4 protein-coding genes are annotated in these 3,391 nt (G+C 44.5%); 2 read left to right on the top strand and 2 right to left on the bottom strand.

Features of this window, described 5'->3' with window-relative positions; all coding sequences use genetic code 11:
- Positions 1-343 precede the first annotated feature (343 nt).
- Both Q0081_RS08750 and Q0081_RS08745 read left to right on the top strand, forming a co-directional pair.
- Positions 344-610 (top strand): hypothetical protein, encoded by a 267-nt coding sequence (locus tag Q0081_RS08750; protein WP_298351566.1) that lies wholly within the window; start codon positions 344-346, stop codon positions 608-610.
- Positions 607-1,023 (top strand): putative toxin-antitoxin system toxin component, PIN family, encoded by a 417-nt coding sequence (locus tag Q0081_RS08745; RefSeq protein ID WP_298351563.1) that lies wholly within the window; start codon positions 607-609, stop codon positions 1,021-1,023. Before Q0081_RS08750 ends, Q0081_RS08745 begins: the two co-directional genes overlap by 4 nt.
- Before the next feature lie 308 nt (positions 1,024-1,331).
- Here the strand turns inward: Q0081_RS08745 and Q0081_RS08740 are convergent, their stop codons facing one another.
- Complete coding sequence (locus Q0081_RS08740; RefSeq protein ID WP_298351560.1) at positions 1,332-1,775, bottom strand: hypothetical protein; 444 nt, start codon at positions 1,773-1,775, stop codon at positions 1,332-1,334.
- Between the two features lie 51 nt (positions 1,776-1,826).
- On the bottom strand, positions 1,827-3,391 hold a 1,565-nt coding region (locus tag Q0081_RS08735; RefSeq protein WP_298351557.1), incomplete at its 5' end, for a T9SS type A sorting domain-containing protein.

Genomic DNA, 3,391 nt, shown 5'->3' with positions numbered 1-3,391 from the left:
GAACGCCAGAACAGGTATTCAAGGGAAGAAAAAGTACTATAAACAAAGTGGAAAACAAAATCAACTAATAACTTCGTTATTCAACAGAATGGTCCAGTTTCAGGGGCGCAGTATAGGGTATGTATTCCATTTGCACGTTTAAAAAACACCTGTTACCCGGTTCGGAACCGGTTACAAACCGTTGGTGATACGGCTGCAAAACTGTACTTTTGACTTATCATCAACCCTCAATCGTATGATACGGCCACCGCCTTAACTAACCGTTCTCCCCCCGAACGGAACCGTCATTTGAACCCATCCGTAGTTTTGTTATGTTTGTAGAGTTAAATAAATCAAGATAGTTATGGCAAGTCTTCAATCTTCTCCCTTGAAACTCAACGAAGCCCAAATGGTGATTCTTCAATTGTTTCAACACCGAACTATGAATGAGCAGGAAATCAACGCTTTGAAACGCACATTGACTCGACACCTGACAGCCGAATTGGATAACGAAATAGAAAGGGTGATGAATGAAAAAGGGATTACGGCCAAAGACGTTAAAAACCGTACGGAGGGTATTAATGAAAACCGTACCGAATACATGAAAGCCCTAAGAGAAGGTAATCAATGATAAAGGCTGTAATTGATACCAATATCCTGCTCAACTCTATACCTAAGAAGGGTTCGTTACGATGGCTATATGATGCCTTCCAAAACGAGGAGTTTATTTGGGTGTTCAGCAATGAAATTATTACCGAATATGCCAAAGTCATAAACCGTGAATTTAGCAAACAAGCAATGGAAGTCGTTTTTTCGATATTGCTTACTGCTGTTAATACTCAGCGTTTTGAGCCTTCTTACAAATGGCAGTTGGTATCAGATGATCCCGACGATAACAAATTTGTAGATTGTGCTTTAGGGGCAAACGTGGACTACTTGGTATCAAACGACCGACACCTGAGAAACCTACTAAAAATCAAAGACTTATTTCCACCCGTTCCCGTGGTGACCCCTGTACAGTTTAAGAAGATTATTGGCCTCTAAAACCAAACATTCTTTGGTGATTTTGTGCTGATTGTCTCCCTTTTCTCATTGATGCACGGCAGAGCCGCCCCCTCAATCGGCTCCGCTTCGGAAGGTATAGGAAATTCTACCACCTCACCTCTATCATTTTTGGTGTACATATTTCCTTCAAAAAAAAGTAAGACTCCCAATGTTTTAAGATATAGTTCAGCGATGGAAACGAGTTTGTCTTCATATTACTTTATGATTATCCACGTACCTACAACTAAAATATGCTTTGGCTGTTTTGTAATGTTAAAACAGATATTTTGTCGCGGACTTTAAGGATTTTATCCGCGTCTCATTTTTTTGTATTCTACCAAATAGTTAATAAGTCCGCCTTTATCATCAATATCATTAGTTAGTTTTTTTAAGAAAAATGTAAATTCATCAACATTGTTTACACCTACTGAAATTCCTAAACTAATGGATATGTAATTCAGCATAGTATCCATAGTTTCAAAAAGATTTTTTACTATATCACTTAACTCTTTGGAATCTATTTTGGGGTCGTCTATGGCTTCTTGTATTATTCGTTCTACATCTATTAATGTAGTTCCTTTGTATTCATCTAATTCTTCTTTTGATGTTTTAATCGACCTCCTGTATGATTGATTAATTGATCCTAAATTCTTGTTAAACTCCCTAACTTCTTTTAATGACTCCTCAAGTCTCTTGACTTCTTTCTCAAGTACTTTTACACTTTCACTATCCTCCACCTTTTGATCGGGCATTTCTACCCGACACGCTCATCTGAGAAAGGTGAAACGGCTCATCGCTTGTTGTCATTTCACCTTCACCACCTTCAGCGTCGCTTGCTTCTCAGCCGTATGTACCCGCAAGGAATACATCCCGTTGGCAATCTCACTGACGTTAAACTCCTCTTGGTGTTGGTTGGTTTCTGGAACAAAAGCGCGTTGTAAAAGCATCCGTCCCGAAGCGTCGAGTAGGCTTACGTTTACCTTTTGACCTTTGGTGTCGTTGACTTTTAGGTGCATTACACTTGAAACAGGATTGGGTGCGACCTCGGCAAAGGCAAGCGGATTTAGACCCTTCGCATCGGCGAACCGCCAGGGTGACAAAGCGTTTTCGGCTGCCTCCCGCGCTGCGCCCTTTCCTACCCCATCTTTGGATTGAATTCTAAACCAAAACTCTTGGTAGGCCAGCACATTGCCTTGCGGTTGGCGGGTGGTGGGGAAGATACTGCCCTGCCCCTTCTGATCCCAGTAGCGAATGCCCAATTTGTAAAAACCTTTGGGTAAGCCCGTATCATATACGTTACCGCCGTTGCCATCGCTTTCATAAAATCCAAAAGCGGGGTGATTTTGCGCGTAAATCTCGGTGAAACCTTCGCGGTTGGCAAACATGAAATAAGGTGCGTTGTTCTCGTGGGTGTTATAAGATCGGTCAAAGCCCGTTTCATCGGTGCATGACATATTGAAAGTCAATGAACCTCCTGTGCCTAAATTACAGGTTTCAACGTGGATTGTCCAGTAACGCGGCGCGGTTTTGTTCATATTCTCCGAATAGTAAATCGTCGGGTTGGCTTGGGTGCTGTATTCCAGCGTTGGCCCGGCATCGGGGGTGATGGACTGACTTGCCCATGCTGATTTGTCGTTGACGACTTTGGTGCTCGATTGGCCTCCGCCAACGTTGATAGGGGTTAGGCTAAAAATCGAAATCCATTCTACGCTATAAGGTGCGCTGGAAGTGCTTTCGCAGAAACCTGTCTGTTGGCACTTGACCGTCACGGTTTGTAAACTCGGATTATTGGCGTTTAAGGCCAATACCGAGGCGGTAGAATCATTGCTCCAAAGCACGGTAGAACCCTGCGGGCAGTTGGTAAAAAGTAACACTTCCGTTCCCGCACAAACCGAAGTGGATTGATTACTCGAAATCGTCGGAGCAGCCAAAACACCTTGAATAGTTACGTTGGCCGTGGCCTTGAACTCAGCACAACCGTTGGCCGCTGCTATCGTGTAAGTCACCACGTAAGTGCCTGCTGTGCTGGTGGCTAAGTTAATCGCGCCCGTGGTGGCATCAATGGAAAGTCCTGTCGTGGAGCTAAACGTACCGCCCGTGCTTCCAGTACGGGTCACGGTGGCCGTGCCTACGTTGGTGCAATAAGGCGTTGCTGAATAAGCAATTGTAGCCGATACCGCTGGCGTGATGGTCACGCTGGCCGTGGCCTTAAACTCGGCACAGCTGTTGGCGGCAGGAATCGTTAAGGTCACCAAGTAAGTGCCTGGGGTGCTGACCGCTAAGTCAATTGCACCCGTGGTGGCATCAATCACCAGTCCTGCCGTCGAGCTAAACGTACCGCCTATACTTCCCGTGCGGGTCACGGTGG

The sequence above is a fragment of the Runella sp. genome (assembly GCF_027484545.1).
In the GTDB taxonomy this organism is placed as follows: domain Bacteria; phylum Bacteroidota; class Bacteroidia; order Cytophagales; family Spirosomataceae; genus Runella.
The sequence above is the reverse complement of the archived record's forward strand: the minus strand, read 5'-3'. Positions and strand labels throughout refer to the sequence as shown.

Bases quoted from the DNA above. Each gene is read 5' to 3' on its own strand.
- Q0081_RS08750 (WP_298351566.1), top strand. From the start codon at position 344: ATGGCAAGTCTTCAATCTTCTCCCTTGAAACTCAACGAAGCCCAAATG.
- Q0081_RS08745 (WP_298351563.1), top strand. From the start codon at position 607: ATGATAAAGGCTGTAATTGATACCAATATCCTGCTCAACTCTATACCT.
- Q0081_RS08740 (WP_298351560.1), bottom strand. From the start codon at position 1,775: ATGCCCGATCAAAAGGTGGAGGATAGTGAAAGTGTAAAAGTACTTGAG.